The organism is Leifsonia sp. NPDC058292 (genome assembly GCF_042880955.1).
Taxonomy (GTDB): Bacteria; Actinomycetota; Actinomycetes; order Actinomycetales; family Microbacteriaceae; genus Leifsonia.
In genome coordinates this window covers 1-13,131 of sequence record NZ_JBHVYL010000008.1, presented here as the reverse complement: position 1 = coordinate 13,131, position 13,131 = coordinate 1, and the positions used below count along the sequence as shown (strand labels likewise).

The 13,131-nt window shown below is 69.1% G+C and carries 12 protein-coding genes; 3 read left to right on the top strand and 9 right to left on the bottom strand.

Annotated elements, in window-relative coordinates; translation table 11 throughout:
• Positions 1-35 precede the first annotated feature (35 nt).
• Positions 36-1,166, top strand: a complete 1,131-nt coding sequence (locus ACFVWR_RS06805) for an FAD-dependent oxidoreductase (protein ID WP_387209375.1) — start codon at positions 36-38, stop codon at positions 1,164-1,166.
• Between the two features lie 20 nt (positions 1,167-1,186).
• Here ACFVWR_RS06805 and ACFVWR_RS06800 read toward each other — a convergent pair whose 3' ends face one another.
• The 6 genes from ACFVWR_RS06800 to ACFVWR_RS06775 all read right to left on the bottom strand — a co-directional run bounded on the left by ACFVWR_RS06800 (position 1,187) and on the right by ACFVWR_RS06775 (position 8,416).
• A complete protein-coding gene (locus ACFVWR_RS06800; protein WP_387209373.1) occupies positions 1,187-3,838 on the bottom strand; it encodes a hypothetical protein in 2,652 nt (883 codons plus the stop codon).
• 137 nt (positions 3,839-3,975) lie between these two features.
• The gene (locus ACFVWR_RS06795) at positions 3,976-4,998 is read right to left on the bottom strand and encodes a transporter substrate-binding domain-containing protein (protein ID WP_387209371.1); all 1,023 of its coding nucleotides are present in this window, start codon (positions 4,996-4,998) and stop codon (positions 3,976-3,978) included.
• A 65-nt stretch (positions 4,999-5,063) separates the two neighbouring features.
• A complete protein-coding gene (locus ACFVWR_RS06790) occupies positions 5,064-5,822 on the bottom strand; it encodes an amino acid ABC transporter ATP-binding protein (protein ID WP_387209369.1) in 759 nt (252 codons plus the stop codon).
• Positions 5,819-6,778, bottom strand: a complete 960-nt coding sequence (locus tag ACFVWR_RS06785; RefSeq protein ID WP_387209367.1) for an amino acid ABC transporter permease — start codon at positions 6,776-6,778, stop codon at positions 5,819-5,821. The genes ACFVWR_RS06790 and ACFVWR_RS06785 overlap by 4 nt, the downstream gene beginning before the upstream one ends.
• Entirely contained in the window at positions 6,775-7,290 is a 516-nt protein-coding gene (locus ACFVWR_RS06780; RefSeq protein WP_387209557.1) for a GNAT family N-acetyltransferase, read from the bottom strand. Before ACFVWR_RS06780 ends, ACFVWR_RS06785 begins: the two co-directional genes overlap by 4 nt.
• Complete coding sequence (locus tag ACFVWR_RS06775) at positions 7,274-8,416, bottom strand: LLM class flavin-dependent oxidoreductase (RefSeq protein ID WP_387209365.1); 1,143 nt, start codon at positions 8,414-8,416, stop codon at positions 7,274-7,276. Before ACFVWR_RS06775 ends, ACFVWR_RS06780 begins: the two co-directional genes overlap by 17 nt.
• A 139-nt stretch (positions 8,417-8,555) precedes the next feature.
• On the opposite strand from ACFVWR_RS06775, the gene ACFVWR_RS06770 reads away from it, so the two are divergent.
• Positions 8,556-10,541, top strand: coding sequence for an FAD/NAD(P)-binding protein (locus ACFVWR_RS06770; protein ID WP_387209363.1), 1,986 nt, complete (start codon positions 8,556-8,558; stop codon positions 10,539-10,541).
• Between the two features lie 20 nt (positions 10,542-10,561).
• Here ACFVWR_RS06770 and ACFVWR_RS06765 read toward each other — a convergent pair whose 3' ends face one another.
• Genes ACFVWR_RS06765 through ACFVWR_RS06755 form a run of 3 tightly spaced genes read right to left on the bottom strand, consistent with a single transcriptional unit; the run spans position 10,562 to position 12,344 of the window.
• Positions 10,562-10,921 (bottom strand): DUF2200 domain-containing protein, encoded by a 360-nt coding sequence (locus ACFVWR_RS06765; RefSeq protein WP_387209361.1) that lies wholly within the window; start codon positions 10,919-10,921, stop codon positions 10,562-10,564.
• An 11-nt stretch (positions 10,922-10,932) separates the two neighbouring features.
• On the bottom strand, positions 10,933-11,307 hold the full coding sequence (locus ACFVWR_RS06760) for a VOC family protein (RefSeq protein WP_387209359.1): 375 nt from the start codon (positions 11,305-11,307) through the stop codon (positions 10,933-10,935).
• Positions 11,308-11,333: 26 nt separating this feature from the next.
• Positions 11,334-12,344 (bottom strand): zinc-binding dehydrogenase, encoded by a 1,011-nt coding sequence (locus tag ACFVWR_RS06755; protein ID WP_387209357.1) that lies wholly within the window; start codon positions 12,342-12,344, stop codon positions 11,334-11,336.
• An 85-nt stretch (positions 12,345-12,429) separates the two neighbouring features.
• On the opposite strand from ACFVWR_RS06755, the gene ACFVWR_RS06750 reads away from it, so the two are divergent.
• Positions 12,430-13,062 carry a TetR/AcrR family transcriptional regulator gene (locus tag ACFVWR_RS06750; RefSeq protein ID WP_387209354.1) on the top strand — a complete coding sequence of 211 codons (633 nt, stop codon included), beginning with the start codon at positions 12,430-12,432 and terminating at the stop codon, positions 13,060-13,062.
• Positions 13,063-13,131 lie beyond the last annotated feature (69 nt).

The following is a 13,131-nucleotide window of genomic DNA, read 5'->3' as shown; positions in this document are numbered from 1 at the left end:
CTTGCCGCTCCGCCCGGTGCAGCAGGATGGTGTGCATGACCAGCACACGTTCGGCCGAGATCGTCGTCGTCGGGGGCGGCGCCATGGGCTCGGCTGCCGCCTGGCAGCTGGCACGCGGCGGGCACGACGTCGTGCTGCTCGAACGGTTCTCGGAGGGGCACGCGAACGGGGCGTCGCACGGCGCTTCGCGCAACTTCAACGTCTCCTACGACACGCAGCCGTATCTCGACTATCTGGTTGAGGCGCTGCCCCTCTGGCGGGAGCTCGAAGCCGACGTCGACGCGCAGCTGCTCGATCTGGTCGGGCTCGTCACGCACGGAGGCGGTTCGGCGCTCGCCGGAGTGCGCGACGCGCTGCACTCGGTGGGGATCGCCGCCGAGTTGCTGCCCGCGGCGGAGGCGTCGGGGCGGTGGAGCGGCATCCGGTTCGAGTCGGAGGTGCTGTTCACACCCCAAGCCGGGCGGCTGAACGCGGATACGGCCGTCGCTGCCCTGCAGCGGGCCGCGACGGCGCACGGAGCCGACATCAGGCACAACACCGCGGTCGAGCGCATCGACGTGCTCGACGACGACTGCGTGCGCCTGACGATCGACGGGCGGAGCGGCGCCCGCGAGACGATCGAGGCACGCCGGGTGATCGTGACCGTCGGGGCGTGGACCACGAAACTGCTGGACGGCATCCTGCCGTTGCCGCGCCTGGTCGTGACCCAGGAACAGCCCGCGCATTTCGCGGTGACCGACCCGGATGCGCGGTGGCCCGGCTTCAACCACCGGCCGGGGAACGGGGACGAGTGGTGGCCGTCGGCGATCTACGGGATGCTCACGCCGGGCGAAGGCGTGAAAGCCGGCTGGCACGGGGTCGGGCCGGTGACCGATCCGGATGCGCGGACGTTCCGCTCCGAGCCCGAACAGCTGGCGCTCCTGCAGCGCTACGCACGCGAATGGCTGCCCGGCGTCGATCCGGAGACTTTCACCGAGATCAGCTGCACCTACACGACCACCCCCGACTCCGACTTCATCCTCGACCGGGCGGGGCCGGTGATCGTCGGCGCGGGCTTCAGCGGCCACGGGTTCAAGTTCACGCCCGTCGTCGGGCGCGTGCTCGCCGACCTGGCGCTCGACCGCGGCCCGGCGCATCCGGCGTTCTCGCTGGCACGATTTCGCTGACGAAAGGAGTGGGGCAACCCTCACGCCACGAGTTGCGCGGGTGCGTTCCAGCACTCGAGGCGCACGGAACCCGGTTCTGCGTGCATCCAGTTCACCGCGAATCGCCGTTGCTCACCGGGAAGCAGCGGGCGCGGATCGCCCTCGGTCACCAACCATCCGCGCGATCCCGCCGGCCGCGGATCGACGAGCCGCACGGTCACCGCCGCCACCGCGCCGGTGTTCCGCACCACGACACCGCCTGCGTCTGCCCGCACGTCGAGGTCGGCCGCGTCGACATCCAGCAGCGGAGCCAGATCAGGCGCCGCCGTCGCGAGCATCCGTTCCAGGTCGATCAGCGTGCCCGACGCATCCCGCCACTCCGCCTCCCAGATGAACACGGCCGGCAGTTCCGTCAGCAGCGCCTCGATCGTGCCGGCGACGACCGGGTCGGAGACTGCATCCGGCCGCACCGCCCGCTCTGCGAGAACCGCACCATCGAGCCCCCGGATGCGCAACACCAGCGCCGACCCCGTCGGCACGGCATCCTCGGCCCACAGCCAGACCTCGGCCTTGGCCGACGCACGGCCGGCCCACGCCATCCGCTCGACCCGGAACGTCGCCCGGCGTCGCTCGAACGCCCGCGCCACCGCGAAGAACGCCGGCTTGGGATCCCCGCGGAAGTCCAGGGCGCTGGTGCACCACGCGTTCGGGTAGCTCTCGTTGAGCTGCCAGGGCAGCACCATGCTGCACCGGGGCGCGCGGCGGCGATCCGCCTCCACCGAGTACTGCAACCCGGTGGCCTGCAGCAGCTGGCTCGCCCGATTGAGAGTCGCGAGATCGTCGGGACGCCCACCGAACAAGTCGATGACCTGCGTCGCGTTGTTCCACCACTCGCCGAGGTGCCGGTACACCGGATTCGTGCGGTCGGCGGGCCACCGATCCTGCTCGGGGATGAGCGCTTCGAGAGACCGCAGATTCGTCATCCCCTCGACACCGAACTCCGTGTGCGCGAGAGACGTTCCCGCATTGGCGAGCGTGTAGTGCGATTCGAGACCCTGATGCTCCCAGGGCCCGTGCACGTCGTGCTGTCCCTGCGGATCGGCGTGGATGCGGTCGAGCCGGTTGTGGAACTCGGGCCCGGTCGGTGACGTGGGCAGCCAGGCACGGCCCGGATCCCGCTCGGAGACCACCGCGTGGAGCGCCGCGAGCACCGGCGACCGGTCGTCGTCGAGCGGCACTCCGCCCGCATCCAGTTCATTGCCGCCGCCCCAGAGCAGCAGGCTTGGATGGTGCGCACGGGTCGGGACGATCAGCTCGGCCTCGCTGCGCATCAGCGCCACGAAGGCCGGATCTGTGCTCGGCGCGCTCTGCATCCCGGAGCTCGACTGCGAGAACTCCTGCCAGACCAGCAGCCCGAGCCGGTCGCAGGTGTCGTAGAAGTGCTCGGATTCGATCAGCCCACCGCCCCAGACCCGGATGAGTCGCGCGCCCGACCGCGCGGCCTCGCCGAGCAGGTGTTCGACGCTCAGCGGGTCGATGGAGCCGTAGAGGGTGTCGGCGGGTGCCCAGTTCCAGCCGAGCAACGGAACGAGCACGCCGTTCACTTCAGCGGTGTAGCCGAGAGCGCCCGCCGGTGCCCCCGGGTTCGCGACCAGTTCCGCCTGCCGGAACCCGACCGTTCTGACCCGCGAATCGGATGCGCCGTCGGCCGCGCGCACCGTCAGCGTGACCGAGTAAAGCGGCTGGTCGCCGACCGTGTTCGGCCACCACAGCTCGGGGGCTTCGACCGCGACGGTCGCCTCGCCTTGGGACGCCGGAACCGTTGATTCCGCGACCGTGTGTCCCTCGCGCGACACCACGACCGACGCCGTCGCGTCGGCCACGACCAGTGGATTCCCGGCGGGCTGCTCCCAGCGGACGATGACGGTGCCGGTCGCCGCCGCATCCCCACTCGGCGCTCGCAGTCGCGTGGCAAACGCGACCTCGCCGAGAAGAAGGGCGCCCATCCGGATGCGCGCGCTCTTCCACACACCCTGATGCCGCAGGCGCGGGCTGAAATCCCAGCCGTAGCCCATCCGCGGCGCGTGAACCCGAACGCGTTCCGTGCGCCCGACCTGGGGCTCGGAGTCGGGCGCGGGAAGCACGCGCAGGGCGAGCCGGTGGAGCCCGGACGTGCGATGCCGTTGCTCAAGCGGGATGCGGTGGCTGTGGAAGAGACCCTCGATGCGCCCGAGGTGCTCGCCGTCCCAGTAGACGTCGGCCCCCGGATCCACCCCGTCGAACTCGAGAACGGCCGCGTGCCGGTTCGGCGCGGACGACGCGGTCGGGGCCTTAGGCAGTTCCACCGCCCGCCGGTACACCCAGGAACGTTCGGCGGCCCACTCGCTCGCCCGGCTGCCGCGACCGACCCGCGGGTCGGGCACCTCCCCCGCCCGGAACAGATCGTCGATCACCGCGCCCGGCACCCGGGCCGGGAGCCAGCCGGGCGCCGCCGCCATCGCAGCCGACGCCTCGGCGACGTTGTTCCCCGCCGCCGGCAGCGGTGCGCCCACATACCAATCCGCCGTGTCGCCGAGCGCCTCACGGATGCTCCACTCGCCGCCATCCAGCGGAACGGTCACGGCGTGCGCGCCGGAATCGGGTGATGCATCCGGCACGGACGCCGGCGAAGAAGGCTGCTGCTCTGCGGTCATCCGACGATTCTGCCCGAAAAACCTGGGATCGTTTCCACACCCGCTTCCCCCCCCGCGCGCGAATCCGCGGCGGTGCCGGGTGCCCTCCCGACCAGCGGGAGGGCAACACGGCACCAGTCAGCTAGCGCGACGGCCGGCTACTCGTTCGTCTTGGGCAGCCCCGGCGGGTTGATCTCCGAGTTCGGCACGGCCTCGTTGCTGAGGTTGTAGGCCTTCAGCCACTTCGCGTACTGCCCGTTGGCGATGAGGTGGTTGATCGCGTCGGCGAGCGGTTTGGCGAGTCCGTTCCCCTTCTTGGTGGTCGCCGCGATCAGGCCCTGCAGGCTGGCGCCCGCACCCGAGTACGTGCCCGCGGTCCGGGTGGGGTTCGCCGACTTCGCGTCTTGCGTGTTCTGGTACGCGATGCCCGGGTTAGGGCCGAAGTACGAGTCGATCTTGCCGGAGTTGAGCGCGAGGTAGACGGAGTTGGTGTCAGGGAAGTACTTAACCTCCAGAGTCTTGCCTTCGCCCTTCAGCTTGGTCTGCCATTCGAGCAGCAGCTTCTCCTGATTGGTGCCCGAGCTGACGGCCACCGTCTTGCCGGCCAGCGCTTCGTAGTCTCCGTCGAACGTCCAAGACTCCGACTTCAGCGTGGTGAACGCGAGATTGTCTTGGCGGTAGGACGCGAAGTCATACTTCTCTTTGCGCTGCTCGGTGTCGGTGATGTTCGAGAAGCCGACATCGGTCGCCCCGGTGTCGATGCCGACGAACAGGTTGTCCCAGGTGGCGTTCTTCACCTCGGGCTTGAGGCCGAAGACGGCGGCGACGAGCCGGCCCAGGTCGGGCTCCGCGCCGGTGAGGGTCTTCTGGTCGTCACCGGTGAAGGCGAGCGGCGGAAAGCCGGCGGGCAGCGCGCCGACGCCGATCACGAGCTTGCCGCTCTTCACGACCGAGTCGGGGAGCTCTTTGCGGATGGCGTCGACCTGTGCGACGTCGATGGTCGTCTCGGTTCCCGCGCCGTTGGCGTGCGCGGCGACTGTGACCGTTCCGGTGTCGGCGCTCGTGGTCTCCGCTGACGCCTGCCCGGAACAGGCCGCGAGTGAACCGACGAGAGCTGCTGAGGCGACGAAAGCTCCGGCCGCAGTGAGCAGCCGCTTTCGGGTTGATGCTGTGCTGGGCACGATTCTCCTTGGTGAGGGTGGGGTGGGGTTCGGATGCGGAACTCCGCGGGCGTCGGCCCGCGGCTTCAGAGCACTTTGCTCAGGAAGTCTCGGGTGCGCTGCTGCCGAGGGCGGTCGAGCACTTCGGCGGGAGTGCCCTGCTCGACGACCCGGCCGTCGTCGATGAAGACGATCCGGTCGGCGACCTCGCGCGCGAAGCCCATCTCGTGGGTCACGACGACGAGCGTGGTTCCGGTGCCGGCGAGGGTGCGGATGACCTGCAGCACATCCCCGACCAGCTCGGGGTCGAGCGCGGAGGTCGGCTCGTCGAACAGGATGAGGTCGGGTTCGAGCGCCAGGGCACGCGCGATCGCGACGCGCTGCTGCTGACCGCCCGACAATTGGCGGGGGTAGGCACTCTCCTTCTCGGCCAGCCCGACCTTGCTGAGCAGGGCACGCCCGCGTTCCCGGGCTGCAGCGACCGGCATCCCGAGAGAGATCGGCGCTTCGACCACGTTGTCGAGGATCGTCAGGTGAGGGAACAGATTGAAGTTCTGGAACACGAAGCCGATGCGCGAGCGCTGGGCGAGGATCTGCTTCTCGGTCAGCTCTTTCAGCCTGTCGCGATGCACTCGCACGCCGATCAGCTCGCCGCCGACCACGACGTATCCCTCGTCGAGCCGTTCGAGGTGGTTGATGGCCCGCAGCAGTGTCGATTTTCCCGAACCGGACGGACCGAGGATCACTGTGACCGTTCCCTCCGCGATACTCAGGTCGATGCCTTTCAGCACCGTCTTGTCGCCGAACGATTTCGTGGCGTTGTGGATCTCGACCCCCGCACTCATCGAGCACCCCCGAAGGCCGGGCGCAGCCAGGAGCGCACGCGCTGCAGCGGAGTGGGCGGGAGCACGCGAACGGCTCCCCGGGCGTAGAAGCGTTCGACGTAGAACTGCACGATCGATACGACGCTGGTCAGGATGAGGTACCAGATCGTCGCCACCACGAGCAGCGGGATGATGTCGGACGGGTAGGTGCTGCCGAGGTTCTGCACCACACCGAACAGGTCGAGCAGCGACACGTAGAACAGCAGCGACGATGCCTTCAGCAGCCCGATGATCTGATTGACGTAGGCCGGAACGATCGAGCGCAACGCCTGGGGCAGAACGATCCGCCGAAACTGGCGGCGGCGTGGGATGCCGAGCGCTTTGGCCGCTTCGAGCTGACCGTTGTCGACCGACAGGATGCCCGCTCTCACGATCTCCCCGGAGTAGGCGATCTCGCTCAGGCTGAGCCCGATCACCCCGAGCGTCAGATCGGAGAGCACGGTGACGGTCTTCACCTCCCACTGCGGGCCGAACGGGATTCCGATTCCGATCGTCGGGTAGAGGTTGCCGAGGTTGAACAGGAAGATCAGCACGAGGATCAGCGGCACAGAGCGGAACAGCCACACGTACAGCCAGCTCAGCGTGCTGAGCACCGGATTGGTGGAGAGCCGGCCGAGGGCGATGACGATGCCACCCAGAAAGCTGACGACGGCACTGATCGCGGTCGCCGCGAGCGTGAGCTGCAGTCCGGTCAGGATCGCCGGGCTGAAGAACCACTTGCCGACCTTCGACCATTCCCACGAGGGATTGGTGAAGAGGGTCTCACCGAAGTTGAGCAGCAGAACGAGCACGAGTGCCGTGGCGACCCAGCGGCCGGGATGGCGCAGCGGAACGACGCTCCGTTGCGCGAGACGATGCAGGTCGATGCCCGCGGGCACCTCCACGGAGGCCTGCGGCGCCCGGGCGATGGTGGTCATCGCTCCGCCCCCGCCGCCAGGGACTTCTCGAAGCCGTGGATGCCCACTTCTTCGGCGGGCGCGCTCAGGTCGAACAGAGGCGTGTATCCGGTGGCCAGGTACAGGCTCTTGGCCTCGGGCTGGCGGGGTCCGGTCGTCAAAGTGACCCGCGTGTATCCCCGCCGGGCGGCCTCGGCTTCGAGCTCGGCGACGACCCGGCGAGCGAGCCCTTCGCGGCGGTGAGCCGAGCTGGTCCAGATGCGTTTGAGCTCTGCGGTGTCGTCATCGAAACGCTTGAACGCACCCCCGGCGATCGGTTCGCCGTCGCGCAGCAGCAACACGAAGGCCCCGCGGGGCGCTGCGAACTCCTCGGCCGGGTAGCGGCTCAACTCGGTGGCCGCCCGCTCGCCGAAGAAGTCGCCGTAGCGGGTGTCGTATTCGAGTTCGAGCTCAGCCAGCAGCGGCCGGGCGAGTTCGTCCGTCGCGGAGACGTAGCGGAACTCGTCCGTCACGGTGTCAGGCGGCGTCACGATCGGCCTCCGCCTTGTCCGACTTGTCCGCCTTCGCGGCCTTCTCCGCATCCCGCTTCGCAACCTCTTCGCGCACGATCGGGATGACGTAGCGGCCGAAGTCGATGGTGTCGTTGATGAAGTCATACCCGCGAGCCGAGAGCACGTCGACGCCGAGGTCGACGTAGTCGAGCAGAGCGGCCGCCACGGTCTCCGGCGTGCCGACGAGAGCGTTCGAGTTGCCGCGGCCACCGGATGCCTTGGCCGGCGCCGTCCACAGCGCGCGGTCGAAGCGGTCACTGCGTTCTGCGATCTCGAGCAGCCGCTGCGACCCGGCGTTCTCCGGTTCGGCGAGCGCCCGAGCGTGGGCAGCAGGGAGCGCCGACGTGCGCTGGCGGATCGCCCCGAGAATCTCCTCCGCCTTCTTCCAGGCGAGCTCTTCGGTGGCGCCGATGATCGGCCGGAAAGCCGCCTGGATGCGGGGCGGGGTGGCACGACCGGCCGCGGCCGCGGCATCCCGGATCGTCTGGATCTGCTCGGCCGTGTTCACCAGCGGCTCGCCCCAGACCGCGTAGATGTCGCTCTCGGCGGCGCCGATCGCGTATGCGGCCGCGGACGACCCGCCGAACGAGATGTTGGGCCGGGGCTGCTGCACCGGAAAGATGTCGGACACGAAGTCGTCGAAGCGGTAGTGCTCGCCGGCGAAGCTGAACGGTTCGCGGCTCGTCCACGCCTGCTTCACGATGCGGATGTACTCGCCGGTTCGGGCGTATCGCTCGTCCTTCGTCAGATAGTCGCCCTCGGCGGCCTGGTCGGCGGTCGAGCCTCCCGTGATGAAGTGCACCGTGATGCGGCCGTCGCTGATCTGGTCGAGCGTGGCGAACACCTTGGCCGCGTACGTCGGGTACGACACGTTCGGCCGGTGCGCGAGCAGGATCTGCAGAGTGTCCAGCTTGCCGGCGATGTAGGCGGCAGCTGTGGCCGGGTCGGGCGCGCCGGAGTGGTAGGCGAAGAGGATGCGGTCCCAGCCGTTCTCCTCGTGGGCGCGGGCGAACCGCAGCGTGTAGTCCTTGTCGAAGCTCGCGCCGGAGCGCGCGCGGGTCTCACCGCCGTCGTTCAGACCGGCGATTCCGAGGAATTCAATGGGCATGTCGTTTCTCCTTCGAGGTTTGGTGAAACGTAGGCGGCGGAGTCAATGGAGTTCCACGACGCGGGAAACACGGCGTCACATCGGTCACACATCGACATGTGGGCTTGGCACGGGTTGATCCCCTCGCGACGATGTGCGGATGTCTCTGATCCGTGACCGCATTCCGGCCGACGTCGCGACGGCCGCACCTCGACCGGCGGCCCCGTCCGTCGCCGTCATCGGCGCCGGGCCGCGCGCGGTCGGCTGGCTGGAGCGGTTCGCAGCGAATCGTTACGAGCTCGGCGACGGCCGGCCGGTGGTGGTGCACCTGATCGACCCCTCACCGCCCGGCGGCGGCCGCATCTGGAGGTTCGACCAGTCGCCGCTGCTCAAGCTCAACTCGCTGGCGGCCGACGTCACAATGTTCACGGATGCGTCGTGCGCGATCGAGGGCCCGGTGCTGCCAGGGCCGTCGCTGATCGAGTGGGCGGAGCAGGTGCACACCGGCTCGATCGCCGATGTGACCGTGCGCGACGCCGGCGTGGCCAGCGAACTCGCCTCCCTGTCGCGCGACAGCTTTCCCACCCGGCGACTGCAGAGCGTGTATCTGGACTGGTTCTTCCGACGGGCGCGGGCCGTGCTCGGCGACGACGTCGAGCTGCGCGTGCACGCCGACCGGGCCGTTCGCGTGGACGGCGACGGTGACGCGCGTCAACACGTCGTGCTCGCGAGCGGAGCCGTCATCGACGTCGACCTCGTGCTCTACGCCGTCGGGCACAACGGCAGCGCACCGGATGCGGAGACCGAGCGCCTGGCCGGCTTCGCCGACCGCCACGGACTCACCTATCTGCCGCCCTCGTTCACGGCTGACGCCGACACCTCGGCGCTCGGCCCGGGCCAGACGGTCGTCGTGCGGGGCTTCGGGCTGGCCGCCGTCGACCTGATCGTGCTGCTCACCGAGGGGCGAGGCGGCCGCTTCAGCTCCCGCGCCGACGGTTCCCTCCACTACACCCCGAGCGGGCGCGAGCCGCGGCTCGTCATCGGCTCGCGCCGGGGTGTGCCGTACCATTCCAAGATCGCTTCGACCCTCGTCGGCGAGCGCCCGCCGTTGCGCTTCTTCACGGCCGAGATCGCGGCCACGCTCGCGCGCGAATCCACCCGCCTCGACTTTCGTGCCGATGTCTGGCCGCTGATCGCGAAAGAAATGCTGCACGGCTACTACGCCGAGCTGTTCACCGGCCATCCGACGCGCGTGCGGTCGTCGTGGCCGGAGTTCGTCGAACGGTTCGAACACCTCGATCCGTTCGGCCCGGGCTTGGCGCGACTCGTGGAAGAGACGGTGCCCGACCCCGACGACCGGCTCGACCTCGCGAGCTTCGACCGGCCGCTCGACGGCGTGAGGGTGGAGTCGGCCGAGGCGTTGCAGGAGGAGGTGCGGGCATACATCCGTCGCGACCTGCGGTTGCGCACGCTCCCCGAACACAGCGCGACCCTCGGCCTCTTCACGTCGCTGCTGTTCAGCCTGTTCGCGCTGTCGACCATCATCGACGCACCGAACTGGAGCGCACGCTCCCGGATGCGCGACCTGCAAGGCTGGTGGCCCGGCTACTTCAGCTTCGTCGCCTCTGGGCCGCCCGGTCATCGCCTCGAAGAGCTTCTCGCCCTGTCGGATGCCGGCATCGTCGAGTTTCTCGGCTCGGGAACCGTCATCGAGACAGACGACACGCACGGAGTCTTTCGGGCAAGCGGAGCGAACGTCGAACGCTCGGTCGAAGCCGCCGCGCTCGTGGACGCCTGGCTGCCTCCGTCGCGCGCCGCTCTCAGCGACAGCGCAGTGCTCAGGGCGCTCATCGAATCCGGCCACGGCATCGAGCACATCGTCAGCGACGCCGACTTCAGCGGCAACACCGGGCTGCTGACCGTGCGCCCGACCGACTCGAGGGTGATCGACGCGACAGGCTCACCGCATCCCCGCCGCTACGCGATCGGCCCGTACACGACCGTGCCGTTCGCCGGCGCCTTCAGTCGGCCCGGCACCAACGCGATCGCGTTTCGGGAGAACGACGCCAGCGCGAGAGCCGTTCTGCGGCACCTGGGCGCGCTGCGGGATGCGCCGAGCGCTGTGCGAGGTGCTCGACTGCCCTAGGTTCCGGAGACCGTTACGGCTCAGGGCATGGAGCCGCGCAAGATCGACGACATCTTCTTGCCCTTCGCCACCTCGTCGACGAGCTTGTCCATGTAGCGGATCTTCTGCATCAGCGGGTCTTCGATCTCCTCGACCCGGTAACCGCAGATCAGCCCGGTGATGAGCGTGGCATTCGGGTTGAGTGCGGGGATGCGCTCGAAGAAGGTCTCGAGGTCGATGTCGTCGGCGACGGCCTTCTGCAGCCCGCTCTCGTCGAAACCCGTCAGCCAGGAGAGCACCTGATCGAGCTCAGCCCTCGTGTGGCCCTTCCTCTCCACCTTCGCCAGGTACAGCGGATAGATCTTCGCGAAGCTCATGGCGGACAACTTCTGCGCAGCCATCATCTGCTCATTCAGGCCGCTGGCCGAGTGAAGAGGTTCACCAGGTTGCCGTCGGGGTCGCGGAACATCACCGAGCGGTTTCCCCACGGCATCGTGGTCGGTTCGAGCACGACGTCGGTGAGGCCGGATCTCAGACGCTCGAACTCGGTGTCGACGTCGTCGACCAGAAACTCCACGATGACGGATGCGTTCGACGCCGGCTGGGGCGCGGCCTCGCCGAGCATCGCGACCGTCTGCGAGCTCGCGATCGCGATCGTGCCGCCGTCGGTGTCGAACTGGGCGAAGATCGGCGCCGGGCGTAGGGGTGCGACACCGGTCACGCGCTCATAGAACTCGGCGAGACGGTCGACGTCGGAGGTGATGATACGGATTGAAGCGAACTGCATGGAGTCTCCTGACGATCGGGGTGCGTTCACTTCCCGAGGCTAGACGGAGCCTCCGACGTCGGGGCGGGAGCGAGCACGATGCGGCCGAAGACCTCCCCCGCATCCATGCGTCGGTGCGCATCGGCGGCGGCTTCGAGAGGGAGGATGTCGTGCACGACGGCGTGCAGATCGCCGCGGACGACGGCCTCGAACTGGGCGGCCCGCACCCGCGCCAGCTCGGGGCGGGGCACGGTGTCGAGGCTGAATGTCGCCACCGACCGCGAACGCTGGAAGCCGCGAAGCAGTGCGGCCCCGAAGTCTGCGGGCGGAAAGCCGGCGATGGCGCCGACGATGACCATCCGGCCGTTCGAGGCGAGGCGTTCGATGAACCGACCAGTGGCAGGGCCCGCCACGATGTCGAGGATGACGTCGAATCCGTCGGAGGGTGACGGGGAGATGGCCTCGCTCTCCGCACCGTCTCGGTCGAGCACGTGCGTCGCGCCCAGCTCGCGCAGTCGCTCGCCGCGCTCTGCCGACGAGGTGGTCACGGCGACCGCCGACGCCCCCGCACGCGCGGCGAGTTCGACGGCGGCGATGCCGATGCTCCCGGCGGCGCCGCGGATCAGCACCCGCTCACCGCTCACCAAACGACCGTGCGCCAGAGCGAAATGGGCCACCGGCGCCGCGCTCCCGATGGCGACGGCTTCGGTGGGGCTGAGGCCCTCCGGTAGCGCGACCACGTTCTCGACGCGAGCCAGGGCGCGCTCCGTGTATCCGCCGCTGGTGCCGGTGAACCCCCACACCCGTCGCCCCAGCCATCCCGCGTCCACGCCGTCGCCGACCGCGCTGACGACCCCGGCCACCTCGCTGCCGGGGATCAGCCCTTCGGTGAATCCGGCGCCGCCGATGGTTCCGCGACGGATGACGGCGTCGACACCGCCGACACCGATCGCCTCGGTGTCGATCACGAGCTCGCCGGAGGCGGCGGTGGGCTCCGGCACCTCGACGGGCTGCATCCCGTCGGGGTCACCGAACGTACGGATCACGATCGCGCGCATCTCTGCCCTTTTCTGAGGCGCGTGTCGGATCGCCCCGCGAACGACGGTAACGGACGCCGGCGTCCACTTAGGTAAAGTGAGAGGGATGACCGACACAGTGCCTCAGACGCTCCGCTCCGACGCCCGTGAGAACAGGGATCGCGTGCTCGACGCGGCCCGTGACCTGTTCGCGCAGTCGGGCCTCGGAGTCTCCATGCGCGAGATCGCACGGCACGCAGGAGTCGGGCCGGCCACCCTCTATCGGCGATTTCCGACCAAGCAGACGTTGGTCGTCGAGGCTTTCATGGACGAACTCCACGCCTGCCGAAAGATCGTGCACACCGGTGCGGCCGACCCGGATGCGTGGCGAGGCTTCTGCTCTGTGGTGGAACGGCTCACCGAGCTGAACGCCCGCAACCGGGGCTTCACCGACGCTTTCCTCGCCGCGCATCCGGAAGCCATCGACTTCGCCGCGCACCGGAGAGAGATGCTGAAGGAGCTCGCCGGAATCGCGGCGCGCGCCCAGGCCTCGGGCGACCTCCGGGCCGACTTCGTGCTCGATGACTTCATCCTCGTGCTCCTCGCCGGGCGCGGGCTCACGGCGACGCCAGACGGGTCGAACGCATCCGCGGCCCGTCGTTTCGCGGCGCTGATCATCGACGGATCGCGCGCCGCGTCGGGCAACCGCCCGCTGCCGAAGCCGCCCCGCCTGCTGGAGTCGGCGATCGGCTCCCGCTGACGGCCGCGCGCGGCGCCGAGCGCGAATGTGGCCGTTCCGGTCGAGTGTGGCAGGCACACCTGCCGCACT

Excerpts from the sequence above, each read along its gene's own strand:
- ACFVWR_RS06750 (WP_387209354.1), top strand. The coding sequence starts at position 12,430 with ATGACCGACACAGTGCCTCAGACGCTCCGCTCCGACGCCCGTGAGAAC.
- ACFVWR_RS06790 (WP_387209369.1), bottom strand. The coding sequence starts at position 5,822 with ATGAGTGCGGGGGTCGAGATCCACAACGCCACGAAATCGTTCGGCGAC.
- ACFVWR_RS06775 (WP_387209365.1), bottom strand. The coding sequence starts at position 8,416 with ATGCCCATTGAATTCCTCGGAATCGCCGGTCTGAACGACGGCGGTGAG.
- ACFVWR_RS06800 (WP_387209373.1), bottom strand. The coding sequence starts at position 3,838 with ATGACCGCAGAGCAGCAGCCTTCTTCGCCGGCGTCCGTGCCGGATGCA.
- ACFVWR_RS06785 (WP_387209367.1), bottom strand. The coding sequence starts at position 6,778 with ATGACCACCATCGCCCGGGCGCCGCAGGCCTCCGTGGAGGTGCCCGCG.
- ACFVWR_RS06765 (WP_387209361.1), bottom strand. The coding sequence starts at position 10,921 with ATGGCTGCGCAGAAGTTGTCCGCCATGAGCTTCGCGAAGATCTATCCG.
- ACFVWR_RS06760 (WP_387209359.1), bottom strand. The coding sequence starts at position 11,307 with ATGCAGTTCGCTTCAATCCGTATCATCACCTCCGACGTCGACCGTCTC.
- ACFVWR_RS06805 (WP_387209375.1), top strand. The coding sequence starts at position 36 with ATGACCAGCACACGTTCGGCCGAGATCGTCGTCGTCGGGGGCGGCGCC.
- ACFVWR_RS06755 (WP_387209357.1), bottom strand. The coding sequence starts at position 12,344 with ATGCGCGCGATCGTGATCCGTACGTTCGGTGACCCCGACGGGATGCAG.
- ACFVWR_RS06770 (WP_387209363.1), top strand. The coding sequence starts at position 8,556 with ATGTCTCTGATCCGTGACCGCATTCCGGCCGACGTCGCGACGGCCGCA.